The sequence below is a fragment of the Streptomyces sp. NPDC057854 genome, from assembly GCF_042797055.1.
Classification (GTDB): Bacteria; Actinomycetota; Actinomycetes; order Streptomycetales; family Streptomycetaceae; genus Streptomyces.
The window spans coordinates 1-14,328 of the sequence record NZ_JBHVMF010000038.1 but is presented as its reverse complement, the minus strand read 5'-3'; the positions used below and the strand labels follow the sequence as shown (position 1 = coordinate 14,328).

14 protein-coding genes, 1 tRNA gene and 1 pseudogene are annotated in these 14,328 nt (G+C 74.7%); 14 read left to right on the top strand and 2 right to left on the bottom strand.

The genetic code is table 11. The features are described 5' to 3' along the window. A pseudogene (locus tag ACFVQZ_RS34915) lies at positions 1-370 on the top strand (hypothetical protein); the annotation flags it as partial. Here ACFVQZ_RS34915 and ACFVQZ_RS34910 read toward each other — a convergent pair. Next, a complete protein-coding gene (locus ACFVQZ_RS34910; RefSeq protein WP_383628859.1) occupies positions 339-1,448 on the bottom strand; it encodes a Gfo/Idh/MocA family oxidoreductase in 1,110 nt (369 codons plus the stop codon). The pseudogene ACFVQZ_RS34915 and the gene ACFVQZ_RS34910 sit on opposite strands and share 32 nt — an antisense overlap. Before the next feature lie 65 nt (positions 1,449-1,513). On the opposite strand from ACFVQZ_RS34910, the gene ACFVQZ_RS34905 reads away from it, so the two are divergent. From ACFVQZ_RS34905 to ACFVQZ_RS34845, 13 genes are all read left to right on the top strand, one after another. Then, positions 1,514-2,662: an ROK family transcriptional regulator gene (locus tag ACFVQZ_RS34905; RefSeq protein WP_081959738.1), complete on the top strand. Its 1,149-nt coding sequence runs from the start codon at positions 1,514-1,516 to the stop codon at positions 2,660-2,662. Between the two features lie 124 nt (positions 2,663-2,786). Continuing rightward, positions 2,787-3,698, top strand: a complete 912-nt coding sequence (locus ACFVQZ_RS34900) for a hypothetical protein (RefSeq protein WP_383628857.1) — start codon at positions 2,787-2,789, stop codon at positions 3,696-3,698. A 95-nt stretch (positions 3,699-3,793) separates the two neighbouring features. Beyond that, positions 3,794-4,570 (top strand): GntR family transcriptional regulator, encoded by a 777-nt coding sequence (locus tag ACFVQZ_RS34895; protein WP_036416923.1) that lies wholly within the window; start codon positions 3,794-3,796, stop codon positions 4,568-4,570. A gap of 135 nt (positions 4,571-4,705) precedes the next feature. Further along, positions 4,706-5,827 (top strand): TIGR03364 family FAD-dependent oxidoreductase, encoded by a 1,122-nt coding sequence (locus ACFVQZ_RS34890; RefSeq protein WP_383628855.1) that lies wholly within the window; start codon positions 4,706-4,708, stop codon positions 5,825-5,827. Between the two features lie 5 nt (positions 5,828-5,832). Next, entirely contained in the window at positions 5,833-6,516 is a 684-nt protein-coding gene (locus tag ACFVQZ_RS34885) for a phosphonatase-like hydrolase (RefSeq protein ID WP_383628906.1), read from the top strand. Beyond that, positions 6,513-7,565, top strand: coding sequence for an ABC transporter ATP-binding protein (locus tag ACFVQZ_RS34880; RefSeq protein ID WP_383628853.1), 1,053 nt, complete (start codon positions 6,513-6,515; stop codon positions 7,563-7,565). Before ACFVQZ_RS34885 ends, ACFVQZ_RS34880 begins: the two co-directional genes overlap by 4 nt. Then, on the top strand, positions 7,558-8,418 hold the full coding sequence (locus ACFVQZ_RS34875) for a 2-aminoethylphosphonate ABC transporter permease subunit (RefSeq protein WP_383628851.1): 861 nt from the start codon (positions 7,558-7,560) through the stop codon (positions 8,416-8,418). Before ACFVQZ_RS34880 ends, ACFVQZ_RS34875 begins: the two co-directional genes overlap by 8 nt. Further along, entirely contained in the window at positions 8,405-9,202 is a 798-nt protein-coding gene (locus tag ACFVQZ_RS34870) for an ABC transporter permease subunit (RefSeq protein WP_030498638.1), read from the top strand. Before ACFVQZ_RS34875 ends, ACFVQZ_RS34870 begins: the two co-directional genes overlap by 14 nt. A gap of 28 nt (positions 9,203-9,230) precedes the next feature. Next, the gene (locus tag ACFVQZ_RS34865; protein WP_383628848.1) at positions 9,231-10,289 is read left to right on the top strand and encodes a 2-aminoethylphosphonate ABC transporter substrate-binding protein; all 1,059 of its coding nucleotides are present in this window, start codon (positions 9,231-9,233) and stop codon (positions 10,287-10,289) included. 132 nt (positions 10,290-10,421) lie between these two features. Then, a complete protein-coding gene (locus ACFVQZ_RS34860) occupies positions 10,422-11,957 on the top strand; it encodes an alkaline phosphatase family protein (RefSeq protein ID WP_383628846.1) in 1,536 nt (511 codons plus the stop codon). Between the two features lie 80 nt (positions 11,958-12,037). Beyond that, on the top strand, positions 12,038-12,817 hold the full coding sequence (locus ACFVQZ_RS34855) for an HAD-IIA family hydrolase (RefSeq protein WP_030498641.1): 780 nt from the start codon (positions 12,038-12,040) through the stop codon (positions 12,815-12,817). Positions 12,818-12,891: 74 nt separating this feature from the next. Then, a complete protein-coding gene (locus ACFVQZ_RS34850; protein ID WP_030498642.1) occupies positions 12,892-13,461 on the top strand; it encodes a hypothetical protein in 570 nt (189 codons plus the stop codon). A 2-nt stretch (positions 13,462-13,463) separates the two neighbouring features. Further along, positions 13,464-14,114 (top strand): class F sortase, encoded by a 651-nt coding sequence (locus ACFVQZ_RS34845; RefSeq protein WP_030498643.1) that lies wholly within the window; start codon positions 13,464-13,466, stop codon positions 14,112-14,114. Between the two features lie 136 nt (positions 14,115-14,250). On the opposite strand, the gene ACFVQZ_RS34840 is transcribed toward ACFVQZ_RS34845, so the two are convergent. Then, positions 14,251-14,324 (bottom strand) — tRNA-Lys (locus ACFVQZ_RS34840). Between the last annotated feature and the right edge of the window lie 4 nt (positions 14,325-14,328).

The window sequence follows — 14,328 nt, the reverse complement described above, 5'->3', positions numbered from 1 at the left end:
GACCGACACCACCCCGACCCCCACGGAGCCCACTCCCACGGAGCCGACTCCCACGGAGCCGACTCCCACGGAGCCGACTCCCACCGAGCCCACCCCCACGGAGCCCACCCCCAGCCCGACCGACTCCGCCGACGGCGGCACCGACACCGGCGGCACGGACTCGGGTGGCACCGACTCGGGCGGCACCGACGGCGGTTACGGCGACGACACCGGCGGCCACCACGGCGGCGGTCCCGGCGGCGGGGGCGAGCTGCCCGAGACCGGCGCCGGCACCGGCAGGGTCGTCATGGGTCTGACGGCCGCCGGCCTCGCGCTCGGCGGCGGCGCGCTCGTCGCCGTCAGCCGCCGGCGCTCGCGCGGGGCAGCGTGACCGTGACGCCCTCGCGGGCCGACCGCCGCGCCGCTTCCAGCACGTCCAGCGCGGCGGCGGCCTCCAGCGCGGTGACCGGGTTCGGGCCGGTGCCGCGCACGGCGGCGGCGACGGCCGCGTAGTACGCCGGATAGTCCCCCGGCACCGACGGCACCGGGGTCCCGCCGCCGGTCACCGGGGACTCCCCGGCGCCGAGCCGGCCCCACAGCGCCTCGGGCTCCTCGCCCCAGGCCGTGCCGGGGGCCGGCCGCAGCCCCTCGCGGAGCGCCGCCTCCTGCGGGTCGAGCCCGTACGTCACGAAGCCGGCGCGCTGTCCGAGCACCCGGAACCGGGGGCCGAGCTGGGCGGCGGTGGAGCTCACGTACAGGTGGGAGCGGACGCCGTTCGCGTGGGTGACGGCGACGAACGTGTCGTCGTCGGCCTCCGCGCCCGGGCGGCGCACGTCCGACTCGGCGTAGACGGTGACGGCCGGGCCGAAGAGGACCAGCGCCTGGTCGACGACGTGGCTGCCGAGGTCGTACAGCAGCCCGCCGATCTCCTCCGGGGCGCCGGACTCGCGCCAGCCGCCCTTCGGGCGCGGGCGCCACCGCTCGAACCGGGACTCGAAGCGCTGGACCTCGCCCAGTTCGCCGGCGTCGAGGAGGCGGCGGAGGGTGAGGAAGTCGCTGTCCCAGCGCCGGTTCTGGAAGACGGACAGCAGCAGCCCGCGCTCCTCGGCCAGCTCCGCGAGCGCGCGCGCCTCGGCGGCGGTCGCGGCGAGCGGCTTGTCGACGACGACCGGCAGGCCCGCCTTCAGGGCGGCCCCGGCGATCGGCACATGGGTCTTGTTGGGGGAGGCGACGACGACCAGGTCGAGCTCCGGGCCGCCGTCGGCCCACAGGTCCTCGGGCCGGGCGAGCACCTGGACGCCCGGGTGGGCGGCCCGCGCCTCGGCGGCGCGCTCCGGGTTCCCGGTGGTGACGGCGGCGAGCGTCAGGTCGGGGGAGGCGGCGATCAGCGGGGCGTGGAAGACCGAGCCCGCGAGGCCGTAGCCGACGAGACCGACGCGGAGGGGGGCGGGGGTGGCGAGGGGCGTCATGGACGCCACTTAAGCAACGCTGTTGCCGAAGTGCAAGCAGGGGGCAGAATGGGCCGGTGACGGTGATGACGAGGGACCCCGGCGGCGGCGCCAACCTGTCGGCGCTGCGCGGCCACAACGCGGCGCTCGTGCTCGACCTGCTGCGCACGGCGGGGGAGGACGGCATCAGCCGTCTGGAACTCGCCGCCCGCACCGGCCTCACCCCGCAGGCCGTCAGCAAGATCACCGCCCGGCTGCGCGCCGAGGGCCTGGCGGCGGAGGCCGGCCACCGCGCCTCGACCGGCGGCAAGCCCCGTACCGTCCTGCGGCTCGTCCCCGCCGCCGCGTACGCCGTCGGCGCCCACCTCGACCGCGACGGCCTGACCCTCGCCCTCACCGACCTCACCGGCACCGCCGTGGCCGTCCGCCACCACCCCCTCACCCTGGCCGCCGGCCCGGAACCCGTCCTCGCGGCCCTGGCGGAGGAGGTACGGGCGCTGCCGGCGCCGGCCGCCGGCCCGGGCACGGGCCCCGCCCCCGTGCTCGGTGTCGGGCTCGCCATGCCCGGGCCGCTGGCCCACCGGCGGGGCGTCCCGGGACGGGTGACGGGGGCGCCGGTGTGGGACGGGTTCCCGGTGCGGGACGAACTGGCCGCGCGCCTCGGGCTGCCCGTCACGCTCGACAAGGACACCAACGCCGCCGCCCTCGGCCTCGCCGTCCGCCCCGGCGCCCCCCGCTCGTTCGCCTACGTCCACCTCGGTACGGGGCTGGGCGCGGGGCTCGTCGTCGACGGCGTCCCGCTGCGCGGCGAACGGACGGGGGCGGGCGAGCTCGGCCACCAGACGGTCCAGCTCGACGGGCCGCCCTGCGGCTGCGGCGGGCGCGGCTGCCTGGAGGTGCTGTGCCTCGCGGCGGTGGCCCGGGAGGAGCCGGCCGAGGCGGCGCGGATCCTCGGCACCGGCGCGGCGAACCTGGTGCGGCTCCTCGACATCGACCGGGTCCTGCTCGGCGGCCGGGTGGTCCTCGCGGCGCCCGGGGTCTACGCGGCGGGGGTGGCGGCCGTGCTGGCCGGCCTGGGCCTGCCGACGCCGGTCGAGGTGGCGGACGTCCCGCACGCCGTGGCGCTGGGCGCGGCCCAGCTGGTCCTGGCCCCGGTCTTCGGCCTGGCGCCGCGACCGCCGGAGGTCACCCCCGGAACCGTCGGTTCATCGGAAGAGCGGACGGTCGGACCATAGGCTGATCGGGCGGATTCGGCGGGCCGGGCGGGGGCCCCGCGGGTGTCGGCGCCGGTCGTGGCGCGGGCGCTGTGGCAGCGTCGCGGGCGATCCGTACGTCCGCGAGCAGCAAAGGCACCCGCCCATGGCACCCGCCCCCCGGCCCCTGCGCAGCGCCCCCGCCCTCGCCCTCGCCGCCGCGGCCGCCGCCCTGACGTTCACGCTGCCGCCCGCCGCCGCGTCGGCCGCGCCCGCGCCCGCCCCCGCGTGCGGCGGCGCGGCCGGGACCCGGTTCCCGCTCGACACGCGGATCAGCGGCGGGCCCGCCGACTACCCTGCCGGGGGTGCCTTCCGGTCCTGGGAGCTGGAGGTGCGGAACACCACCGGCAGCCCCTGCACGGGGGTGCATCCGGTGCTGGTCCTGGCCGACGAGGAGCGGGTGCTGCGGCCCGAGCAGATCCGGCTGGAGTTCTACGACGGGGAGGCCGGGCGGTGGCGGGCGGTCGCGTTCGAGGCGACCGAGGAGGCGGAGAGCGTCGGCGCGTTCACCGGGTTCGACGGGTTCACCGTGCCCGCCCGGCGGGCCGTCACCGTGCCGGTCCGGCTGGCGTTCCGGGCCGACGCCGTGCCGGACGAGGTCGTCGTGAACGCGGCGCTCGTCCAGCGCCGGGGCGCCGACGGCGACTGGGTGGGCCGCTCCGGCGACTACCGCCTCACGATCGGACCGCCCGACCCGTCCGCCCCCGCCGAACCGACGCCCCCCGGCACCACCTCCCCGGCCCCGGAACCGACCCCGGACCCGAACGCGCACTCGACCCCGACCCCGACCTCGACGCCGAGCCCGACTCCCACCGGGACGGCGCCCCCGTCCGCGCCCGCCGCCACCCCCGCGCCCGACGGCACCGCCCCGCCCCGTACCGACACCGCCGCCCCCCGCCCCCGCCCCGAACTCGCCCACACGGGACCGGAGGACGCCGTCCGGTTGGCTCCCTGGGCGGCGGCCCTCGCCCTCGCCGGCGCCCTCCTCACCCGCGCCGCCCGCCGCCCCCGCCCCTGAACCGGCGGAGATCTCCCTCCCCGGCTCCCGGCCCCGAACCCGCGGGACACCCGCCGTACACCCTCCCGTTCACCCCCGTCTGCGACGATCCCCGGATGAACCAGCACCACGCCCCGAGCAGCCCCGGCGTCCCCGGCGCGCCCGTCCGTTCCGGCGTCCCGGAGCACGGCCGGGTGCCCAAGTACTACGCCGTGAAGGCCCGACTCGCCGTGCTCGTCGACGAGTTGGGAGAGGGCGGCGCGCTGCCCACCGAGCGCGACCTCGCCGTCCGCTACGAGGTGTCCCGGGAGACCGTCCGGCAGGCCCTGCGCGAACTTCTCCTGGAAGGACGGCTGCGCCGCCAGGGGCGCGGCACGGTCGTCGCCGGGCCCAAGCTCGAACAGCCGCTGTCGCTCGCGAGCTACACCGAGGGCGTCCGCCGCCAGGGACGCCGCCCCGGCCGCAGCATCGTCTCCCTCGACCGCTTCCCCTGCCCCGACGCGCTCGCCCCCGAGGTCGGGGTGGCGCCCGGCGCGCCCGTCTGGCACATGGAGCGGGTGCTGCTCGCCGACGACGAGCGGGTGGGCCTGGAGAGCACGTACGTCTCCGAGGCCCGGGTCCCGCGCCTGGACACGGACTTCGACCCCGACTCGTCCTTCTACGGCTACCTCCGCGACCGGCTCGGCATCACCTTCGGCGACGCCGACGAGCGGATCGAGACCGTGCTCGCCACCCCTCGGGAGGCGCTGCTCATCGGCACCCCGCCGGCTCTCCCGATGCTGCTGCTGCACCGGCTCTCCCGCGACGAGGACGGCCGGCCGCTGGAGCGGGTCCGCACCCTCTACCGGGGTGACCGGTTCAGCTTCACCACCCACCTCGGCCGTCAGGACTGACCGGGAACGGCCCGGTGTCCATCCCCCGTCAGATCACGGGAAGATAACGGGTCTAGGCCAAGCTTGTCGGGCCGTTCACCGTCCCGTCGTCCGCACGACCGGCCCGGGACACCCGCCGCCCCGACCGTGGACGGCATGAAGGTGATCGTCGTAGGAGCCGGCGTGGTGGGCACCATGCACGCCTGGCAGGCAGTGGAACGCGGCCACGAGGTCGTACACATCGAGCGCGAGGCCGAGGCGCGCGGAGCCTCCCTGAGGAACTTCGGCCAGATCTGGGTCAGCGGACGCGCGGGCGGCGAGGAACTCGACACCGCCCTGCGCGCCCGCGAGCTCTGGGAGGGCATCGGCGCCCGCGTCCCCCGCCTCGGCTTCCGTGCGAACGGCTCCCTGACCCCCGTCCGGGGCGCGCTGGAGCTGGCCGTCGCCGAGGCGGCCGTCGCCCGCGACGACGCCGCCGCCCGCGGCTACAAGCTGCTCACCCCCGAGGAGGCCCGGGCGGTCAACCCGGCCCTGCGCGGCGCCTTCGACGCCGCCCTGTGGTGCGAGCGGGACGCCGCCGTCGAGCCGCGCACCGCGCAGCTCGCCCTCCGCGAGGCGCTGCTCGCCACCGGCCGCTACACCTTCCTCCCGAACCGCGAGGTCCGCGAGGTCGTCGGCGAGCACGCCGTCCGCGACGACCACGGCGACCTGCACAGCGGCGACGCCGTCGTCCTGTGCACCGGCGCCTGGCTCTCCGGCCTGGTCCGCGAGGTCGCCGGGGCGATCCCGGTCCGCCGGGTCCGCCTCCAGATGATGCAGACCGCGCCGCTCGGCGAGCCGCTGACCACCTCCGTCGCGGACGCCGACTCCTTCCGCTACTACCCGGCCTACGCCTCCGGGGCGCTCGACGCGCTCAACGCCGGCCAGGCGCAGGACCCGACCGCCGCCGCCCACAGGATGCAGCTGCTCATGGTGCAGCGCCTCGACGGCGGGCTGACCATCGGCGACACCCACGAGTACGAGCACCCCTTCGCCTTCGACACCGTCGAGGACCCCTACGAGCACCTGGTCCGGGTCGTCGAGTCGCTCCTCGGCCGCCCGCTGCCGGCGATCCGCCGCCGCTGGGCCGGCGTGTACGCGCAGTGCGTGGACACCACCCGGGTCGTGCACCGGCAGCGGGTGCGGGACGGGGTCTGGCTCGTGACCGGACCCGGCGGCCGGGGCATGACGTGCTCGCCCGCCATCGCCGAGACGACCGCGAACGAACTGGGCTGGTGAAGCAGATGACCGACAAGCAGCAGAACCTGATCGTCCTCGACATGGCCGGCACCACCGTCGCCGACGACGGCCTCGTCGAGCGGGCCTTCACGGCCGCCGCCGAACGCCTCGGTGAGGACCCGGCCACGATGATCGACCACGTCCGCGCCACCATGGGCGAGTCCAAGATCTCCGTCTTCCGGCACCTGCTCGGCGGCGACGAGGACCGCGCCCGGCAGGCCAACCTCGCCTTCGAGGAGGCGTACGGCGCGCTGGTCTCGGAGGGCCTGATCGCCCCGGTCCCCGGCGCCGCCGAGACGATCGGCGCGCTCCGCGAGCAGGGCCGTACCGTTGTCCTCACCACCGGCTTCGCCCGCGTCACCCAGGACGCCATCCTGGACGCGCTCGGCTGGCGGGACCTCGCCGACCTCACGCTCTGCCCGGCCGACGCCGGCGGCCGGGGCCGCCCGTACCCGGACATGGTCCTCACCGCGTTCCTCCGCACCGGCGCCGTCGCCGACGTCCGGCAGACGGTCGTCGCGGGCGACACCTCGTACGACATGCTCAGCGGCGTCCGGGCCGGCGCCGGGATCGTCGCCGGCGTCCTCACCGGCGCCCACGGCAAGGCCGCGCTCACCGCGCACGGCGCCACCCACGTCCTCGGCTCCGTCGCCGAACTCCCCGACGTGATACGGGAGTACGCGTCGTGACCAGCGGCATCCGCTTCGACGGCGTCTCCGTCGCGTACGGCGCCACCACGGTCCTCGACGGGCTCACCCTCACCGTGGAGCCCGGCGAGGTGATGGCCCTTCTCGGGCCGTCCGGCTCCGGCAAGACCACCGCCCTGCGCGCGGTCGCCGGCTTCGTCCGGCCCTCCGCGGGCCGGGTGTGGATCGGCGACCGGGACGTCACCGACCTCCCGCCGTACCAGCGGGGCATCGGCATGGTCGTCCAGCAGTACGCGCTCTTCCCGCACCTGCGCGTGGACGAGAACGTGGCCTTCGGGCTGAAGGCGCGCAAGCACCTGAAGGCGGAGATCCCCGCCCGGGTCGCCGAGGCCCTGGAGATGACCGGGATGGGCGCCTACGCCGAGCGCCACCCGCGCGAGCTGTCCGGCGGCCAGCAGCAGCGGGTCGCCATCGCCCGCGCCCTCGCCATCCGCCCCGACGTCCTGCTGCTCGACGAGCCGCTGTCCGCGCTCGACGCGCAGCTCCGCTCCGGGATGCTCGCCGAACTGGCCCGGCTCCACCGCGAACTCCCCGACGTCTCCGTCCTGTACGTCACCCACGACCAGGTCGAGGCGCTGACCCTCGCCGACCGGATCGCCGTCATGGACAAGGCCCGGCTCCAGGACTGCGGCACCCCGCAGGAGCTGTACCGGCGGCCCCGCACCGAGTTCACCGCCTCCTTCGTCGGCAACGCCAACCTGCTGCCGGTGCGGGTCGGCGCCGACGGCGTCGACTTCGCCGGCACCGCGCTGAAGGTCCCGGCCGGCGACGCGGCGCCCGGCGCCGCCGCCACCCTCTGCGTCCGCCCGCACCTCATCGGCGTCGGCGACGGCCCCAACGCCCTGCGCGGCCGGATCGCCGAGGTCCAGTGGCGCGGCGCCACCCACCGGCTGTACGTGGACGTCGGCGGGCACCGGGTCAAGGCGGACGTGCGGGAGCTGCGGGACACGCCGCCGCTGGGCCAGGAGATCACCCTGCACTTCGCGCCCGAGGACGCGGTGCTGCTCGCGGCGGGGGTGAACGATGGCTAGCGCCCAGGCCGCCGCGCCGCCCGTCGTCGGGGCGGACCGCCCGGCCCGGAGCCGTACCGTCCCCGCCTGGGTGTGGGCGCTGCCGCCCGTCGCCGTCCTCGGGCTCGTCTTCCTCTACCCGCTGGGGCTCGTCGTCCAGGAGTCGCTGGCGCCCGGCGCGTACGCCGACGTGTTCGCCTCCGCGTCGTTCCGGGACGCGCTGGTCACCACCGTGTGGCTGGCGGTCGGCGCCACCGTCGGCTGTCTCGTCCTCGGCTTCGTCCTCGCGCTGATCGTCGCGTTCGTGCCCTTCCCCGGCGCGAAGGCGGTCTCCCGCTTCATCGACGTCTTCCTCTCCTTCCCCTCCTTCCTCATCACCCTCGCCCTGCTCTTCGTGTACGGCACGGTCGGCATGGCCAACGGCCTGTGGACCGGCGTGACCGGCGCCGCCGAGGGGCCCTTCCACTTCCTCACCACCCCGTGGGGCGTGCTCCTCGCCGAGATCACGTACTTCACGCCGTTCGTGATGCGCCCGCTGCTCGCCGCCTTCTCCCAGCTGGACACCGCCCAGCTGGAGGTGGCGTCCTCGCTCGGCGCCCGGCCCGCGCGGATCGTGCGGAAGGTGATCCTCCCGGAGGCGCTGCCCGCGCTCGCCGCCGGCGGCAGCCTCGTCCTCGTCATGTGCCTCAACGAGTTCGGGATCGTGCTCTTCACCGGCGCCAAGGGCGTCACCACCCTCCCGATGCTCGTCTACTCCAAGGCCATCCTCGAATCCGACTACGCCGCCGCCTGCGTGGTCGCCGTCGTCAACGTCGCGATCTCCGTCGGCCTCTACGCCGTCTACCGGGTGGTGAGCAAGCGTGCTGGTGCATAGCCGTACCGGACGGTGGGCGTCCTGGCTGGTCTTCGCGGTCCTCTTCGTGCCGCTCTTCGCCGTCCCGCTCCTCGTCATCGCCGCCGCGTCCTTCTCCACCCACTGGTCCGGCGCCTTCCCCTCCGGCCCGACGACCGAGCACTACGCGGCGGCCGTCCGCGGCGAGTCGCTGCGGGCCCTGACGACCAGCCTCGTCACCGCCGCCGCCGCGAGCCTCCTCGCGCTCACCCTCGGCACCTGGGCCGCGCTCGCCGCCGCGTCCCTGCGCGGCCGGGGCCGACGGGTCCTCGACGCGCTGTTCGTGCTGCCGCTCGCCGTGCCGTCGGTGGTCGTCGGCCTCGCCGTCCTGGTGGCCTTCTCCCGGCCGCCGCTGCTCCTCAACGGCACCCGCTGGATCGTGATCCTCGCCCACACGGTGCTGGTCACGGCCTTCGCCCACCAGTCGGTCTCGGCGGCGATCCGCCGCCTCGACCCGATGTACGAGCAGGCGGCGGCCGGACTCGGCGCCCGCCCCGCGTACGTCCTGTTCCGGGTCAAGCTGCCGCTGCTGCTGCCCTCGCTGAGCGCCGCCGCCGGGCTCTGCTTCGCCCTGTCCATGGGGGAGCTGAGCGCCACGATGATGCTCTACCCGCCGGACTGGATGCCGCTGCCGGTGCTGGTGTTCACCGCCACCGACCGCGGGTCCCTGTTCACCGGATCGGCGCTGGCCGTGGTCCTCATGGCCACGACCCTGCTGGTCCTGCTCGCCGTCTCCCGCATCCGCAACCGAGCGTCCTACCGCTGACCCCGCACGCCAGGAGAAGAACGACGTCATGCTTACGCACGCCAAGCCGGTCGCCGCCGTCACCGGGGCCCTCGCCCTCGCCGCCTCCCTCACCGCCTGCGGCGGCTCCTCCGCCGCCTCCGACGAGAAGGTCGTCACCGTCTACAGCGCCGACGGCCTCAAGGGCGAGAAGGGCGACGGCTGGTACGACAAGGTCTTCGCCGACTTCGAGAAGGAGACCGGCATCAAGGTGAAGTACGTGGAGGGCGGCTCCGGGGAGATGGTCCAGCGGGCCCTCCGCGAGAAGTCCAACACGCAGGCCGACGTGATCGTCACGCTGCCGCCCTTCATCCAGCAGGCCGGCTCCAAGGGCCTCCTCCAGAAGTACACGCCGAAGGGCGCCGAGCAGGTCGACGGCGCCGACAAGGCCGCCGACGGCTCCTGGACCTCCGTCGTGAACAACTACTTCGGCTTCATCCACAACAAGAAGGAGCTGCCCGAGGCCCCCGGCACCTGGGAGGCGCTGCTCGACGGGAAGTTCAAGGACAGGCTCCAGTACTCCACCCCCGGCGTCGCCGGCGACGGCACCGCCGTCCTCATCAAGGCCATGCACGACTTCGGCGGCCAGGCGCCCGCCATGGAGTACCTGAAGAAGCTCCAGGCCAACAACGTCGGCCCGTCGTCCTCCACCTCCAAGCTCGCCCCCAAGGTCGACAAGGGCGAACTCCTCGTCGCCAACGGCGACGTGCAGATGAACTTCGCCCAGGCCAAGTCCATGCCGAACCTCGCCATCTGGTTCCCGGCGAAGGAGGGCGGCAAGCCCACCACCTTCGCGCTGCCCTACGCGGCCGGCCTCGTCGACAAGGCCCCGCACACCGAGAACGGCAAGAAGCTCCTCGACTTCATGCTGAGCGAGGGCGCGCAGCGCGAGGTCAGCGCCGTCGGCGGCGGCTTCCCGGCCCGCAAGGACATCAAGGCCACCGACGCCAACGCGATCGAACTCGCCCGGCTGATCGAGGGCGTCGAGATCTTCGAGCCGGACTGGGCCGACATCGACAAGAACCTGTCGTCCTACGTCGACGCGTGGAAGTCCGCGACCGGAAGCTGAGAGTTCACCGCACGTCCCCTCGACCCCCTCCGCAGATAGCGGAAAGATAACGGGTACGGACCAACGCCCCCGAGCGATCGGGGGCGTTGGCATGCGCATCCACCTCTTCCCCCTCTCGTGGAGGACACCGACATGCCGATCCCCGGCATCTCCCGCCGCACCGTGCTCGCCGCAGGCGCCGCCGGCACCGCCCTCGCCGCCACCGGCCTCGCGACCGCCCCCGCCGCCCACGCGGCGGCCCCGACGCTGCCGAACGGCACCAGCCTCGACAAGGTCCTCGTCGTCGGCATGGACGGCCTGCGGTACGACCGGATCGACGCCGCCAAGGCCCCCACCCTCAAGTCCCTGATGGCGAACGGCACCTACGGCCGCTCCCTGCTCTACGCCAACCCGATGGCCGCGACCTCGTCGGGCCCCGGCTGGTCGACGATCTCCACCGGCGTCTGGCCCGACAAGCACGGCGTGAAGGACAACACCTTCACCGGCAAGAACTACGCGAAGTACCCCGGCTTCCTGGCCCGCCTGCACCAGGTCAGGCCCCAGCTCTCCCTCTTCGCCGCCGTCGACTGGCCCGAGCTGGACACCCACGGCACCGTCACCCCCGGCGCCGACGCCAAGCTCGTCTACAACAACAACTACGCCGTCAACGACAAGGTCATCACCGACCTCACCGAGGACGTCCTCCGCAACCAGAACCCGGACGTCCTCTTCGTCTACTTCGGCGAGACCGACGAGATCGGCCACACCTACGGCGCCGCCAGCCAGAAGTACCTCGACGCCATCGACGTCCAGGACGCCTACCTCGCCCGCCTCCTCGCCGCGATCCAGGCCCGTCCCACGTACGCCTCCGAGCGGTGGACCGTCATCGTCACCACCGACCACGGCCACACCGACGCCGGCGGCCACGGCGGCTCCGCCATCGAGGAGCGCCGCACCTTCGTCCTCGCCCAGGGCCCCGGCATCGCCGCCGGCGCCCGCCCCATCGACACCCGGCTCGTCGACGTCGCCGCCACCGTCTTCCACCAGCTCGGCATCGTCCCCGACCCGTCCTGGGGCCTCGACGGCAAGCCGGTCCAGCAGCGCTCCACCGACCCCTTCGACGCCCTGTACGGCTCGCTGGGCGGCCGGGTCGACGAGACCGGCATCCCCGCCGGCGTCCTCGGCTTCACCCACACCCCGCCCAGCGGCTGGTCCGTCGTCACCAGCGCGATGGGCACCGGCGGCGTGACCGAGTGGCGCGGCTGGTCCTTCGCCACCGACGAGTTCTGGTCCCGCGCCCAGCGCGACCAGTCCCGCGAGCTCAACGTCCGCGCCCGGGGCGTCTTCGCCGTCGCCGACTCCGACGAGTGGGCGGACAAGTCCTTCTCCGGCGTGTACGACACCACCCTGGTCACCCCGGCGTACGCGGTCGCCGGCGCCACCCGCGTCACCCTCGGCTTCACCACGTTCTACCGCCAGGAGGGCGCCCAGACGGCCGAGGTCCTCGTCTCCTTCAACGGCGGCACCCCCACCCTCGTCAAGAGCTACACGTCCGACGTGATCTCCCAGCCCCAGGCGCTCACCGTCGCCGTCCCCGCCGGCGCGTCGAACGTCAGCTTCCGCTTCCGTTACACCGGTTCCAACAACTGGTACTGGACGATCGACGGGGTCACCGTCACGCCTTCCTGACCTAGGCTGGGGGCGTCGCCACAGCGCTGTCGCGTCGCCCCCAGCACACGCACGTCACGTACGGCAGGAGTCCCGCACCCATGGCAGAGCGCAAGCCGATCGAATCCTGGCTCACCGACATGGACGGCGTCCTCATCCACGAGGGCGTCCCGATCCCCGGCGCCGACGCGTTCATCAGGAAGCTGCGGGAGACCGGCAAGCCGTTCCTGGTCCTCACCAACAACTCGATCTACACCGCCCGCGACCTGCACGCCCGCCTCCTCCGCATGGGCCTCGACGTGCCCGTGGAGAACATCTGGACCTCGGCGCTCGCCACCGCGAAGTTCCTCGACGACCAGCGCCCCGGCGGCACCGCGTACGTGATCGGCGAGGCCGGCCTCACCACCGCCCTGCACGACATCGGCTACGTCCTCACCGACCACGACCCGGACTACGTGGTCCTCGGCGAGACCCGCACCTACTCCTTCGAGGCCATGACGAAGGCGGTCCGCCTCATCAACAACGGCGCCCGCTTCATCTGCACCAACCCCGACGAGACCGGCCCCTCCCTGGAGGGCCCGCTGCCCGCCACCGGCTCCGTCGCCGCCCTCATCACCAAGGCCACCGGCAAGGACCCCTACTTCGCGGGCAAGCCCAACCCGCTGATGATGCGCACCGGCCTCAACGCGATCGGCGCCCACTCCGAGACCAGCGCCATGATCGGCGACCGCATGGACACCGACATCCTCGCGGGCCTGGAGGCGGGCATGCAGACCTTCCTCGTCCTCACCGGCCTCACCACGGAGGCGGAGATCGACCGCTTTCCGTACCGCCCGTCGACGATCGTGAAGTCGATCGCGGACCTGGTCGACCGGGTCTAGCGCTCACGGAGCGTCGCCGCTCCGGATGCGGAAAGCGCCGGAACGGGTGACCCTGCCAGTACCAGGAGGTCACCATGCGTTCAGGTCCCATCGCTCTGCGTGCCGCGGGGGCGGCACTGGCTCTGGTGCTCGCCCCCGCCGCGGGCACCGCCGTCGCCCACGACGGCGTCCAGGCCACCGTCACCCCGGCCACCGCCGCCCCCGGCGCCGACGTCGACGTCCGCGTCCAGGGCTGCAAGGGCACCACCGGCGCCGCCAAGTCCCCGGCGTTCGTCGCCGACGCCGAGCTCACCGGCCGCGACGGCGGCGCGTACGCCGTCTTCGGCGGCGCCACCGTCCGCACGGGGCTCCAGGAGGGCACCTACAAGGTCTCCGTCAGCTGCGACGGGCACGACCACCCCGACGTCGGCACCCTCACCGTCCGGCACCACCAGGAGCCGGCCCCGCGCCCGACGCCGGTCGCCCCGGTCCGCGCCGGCGGCGGAGGCACCGCCGCGTTCGCCGCCCCCGCCGCGCCCGGCGTCGCCCAGACGGCGAGCCCCGACGGACTCGGCACCCCGTACACCCTGCTCGGCCTCGGCATGGCCGGCGTCGCCGCCGTCGCGGTGGCCTTCCGGAGCTCCCGCCGCCGGCGCACGGACTAGCCGTGGCCGCGTCGAGCCGCCCGGTCACCGGGACGGCCTGGGCGGTGCTGCTCCTCGGGCTGTGGCTGTGGGGCCAGGACAGCGTCCACGGCCCCGGCGGCAGCTCGGCCCCCACGCACGGCGACATCGCGGCGGCCGGCCGCCCGCTCGGCGTGGACCTGCCGCCGTCCCGGCCGCCGATACCCGGCGCGGCGGAACCCCGCCGCGTGCAGATCCCCGCCCTCGGCATCGACGCCCCCGTCGTCCCCCGGGGCCTCGACGCCACCGGAGCGGTCGACCCGCCGCCGTACGAGCTGCCGCAGACCGTCGGCTGGTACGGCCCCGGCACCACGACGCCCGGCGCCGCCGGGCCCGCGCTCCTCGTCGGCCACGTCGACACCGACAGCCGCCCCGCCGTCTTCTACGCGCTCAGCGCCGCCCGGCCCGGCGAGACCGTCCGCGTCACCCGGACGGACGGATCCGTCGCGGTCTTCACCGTCGACGACGTCCGCGTCGTCCCGCGCGACGGCTTCGACGCCCGGGCCGTCTACGGCCCCCGCGACCCGGCCCGCGCCGAACTCCGGCTCATCACCTGCGGCGGCACCTTCGACCGCGCGAGCGGCGTCTACACCGCGAACGTCGTCGTCTCGGCCTACCTGACGGGCGCCGAGTAGCGCCCCGTCCCGCCGATGGCGAGAAGCCGGGGGAGCGGTTCGATCCGCACACTCCGGAACCGGCCCGCGACACACGGTAGTTGCGCACGGGCAAACGAGAAGGCCCCTCGCTCGCGCGAGGGGCCTTCTCCGTCGGTGCGCCGCCAGGGACTCGAACCCCGGACCCGCTGATTAAGAGTCAGCTGCTCTAACCAACTGAGCTAGCGGCGCCTGC

What these genes read in the sequence shown, in the direction of transcription:
- ACFVQZ_RS34910 (WP_383628859.1), bottom strand. Translation starts at nt 1,448, where the DNA reads ATGACGCCCCTCGCCACCCCCGCCCCCCTCCGCGTCGGTCTCGTCGGC.
- ACFVQZ_RS34905 (WP_081959738.1), top strand. Translation starts at nt 1,514, where the DNA reads ATGACGAGGGACCCCGGCGGCGGCGCCAACCTGTCGGCGCTGCGCGGC.
- ACFVQZ_RS34900 (WP_383628857.1), top strand. Translation starts at nt 2,787, where the DNA reads ATGGCACCCGCCCCCCGGCCCCTGCGCAGCGCCCCCGCCCTCGCCCTC.
- ACFVQZ_RS34895 (WP_036416923.1), top strand. Translation starts at nt 3,794, where the DNA reads ATGAACCAGCACCACGCCCCGAGCAGCCCCGGCGTCCCCGGCGCGCCC.
- ACFVQZ_RS34890 (WP_383628855.1), top strand. Translation starts at nt 4,706, where the DNA reads ATGAAGGTGATCGTCGTAGGAGCCGGCGTGGTGGGCACCATGCACGCC.
- ACFVQZ_RS34885 (WP_383628906.1), top strand. Translation starts at nt 5,833, where the DNA reads ATGACCGACAAGCAGCAGAACCTGATCGTCCTCGACATGGCCGGCACC.
- ACFVQZ_RS34875 (WP_383628851.1), top strand. Translation starts at nt 7,558, where the DNA reads ATGGCTAGCGCCCAGGCCGCCGCGCCGCCCGTCGTCGGGGCGGACCGC.
- ACFVQZ_RS34865 (WP_383628848.1), top strand. Translation starts at nt 9,231, where the DNA reads ATGCTTACGCACGCCAAGCCGGTCGCCGCCGTCACCGGGGCCCTCGCC.
- ACFVQZ_RS34860 (WP_383628846.1), top strand. Translation starts at nt 10,422, where the DNA reads ATGCCGATCCCCGGCATCTCCCGCCGCACCGTGCTCGCCGCAGGCGCC.
- ACFVQZ_RS34855 (WP_030498641.1), top strand. Translation starts at nt 12,038, where the DNA reads ATGGCAGAGCGCAAGCCGATCGAATCCTGGCTCACCGACATGGACGGC.
- ACFVQZ_RS34850 (WP_030498642.1), top strand. Translation starts at nt 12,892, where the DNA reads ATGCGTTCAGGTCCCATCGCTCTGCGTGCCGCGGGGGCGGCACTGGCT.